The 329-nt window shown below is 69.3% G+C and carries 1 protein-coding gene; it reads left to right on the forward strand.

The genetic code is table 11. The features are described from left to right. Positions 1-8: 8 nt before the first annotated feature. Positions 9-329: cytochrome P450 (locus tag UK12_RS34445; RefSeq protein WP_269432070.1), on the forward strand; the 321-nt coding region annotated here is incomplete at its 3' end.

A 329-nucleotide genomic window follows, 5' to 3' on the forward strand; every position in this document is an offset into this window, starting at 1 on the left:
CACTCGCGGTGACCCCCCATGACCTGCCCCAACTCCCTTACGCCCTCCAGGTGTTCAATGACGCCGTGCGGCTCGATCCGCCGGTCTACCTGTACACCCGGCAGGCTACCGAGGACGTCGAGGTGCGCGGCCACCTCAGCCCGGCGGGCACAGCCGTGTTTTTCAGCCCGTACGTACTGAACCCGAGGGCCTACTACTTCACCGACCCCCCGCCTTTCGACCCCGGCCGGTTCTCCCCCGACCGCGACGCCCGGATCCCCCGCCACGGCTCCCTGCCCTTCGGGGCCGGCCACCTGGTCTGCATCGGGAACTGCCACGCACTGCTCAAC

Origin of the sequence: Saccharothrix sp. ST-888, assembly GCF_000955975.1 — a bacterium.
GTDB lineage: Bacteria > Actinomycetota > Actinomycetes > Streptomycetales > Streptomycetaceae > Kitasatospora.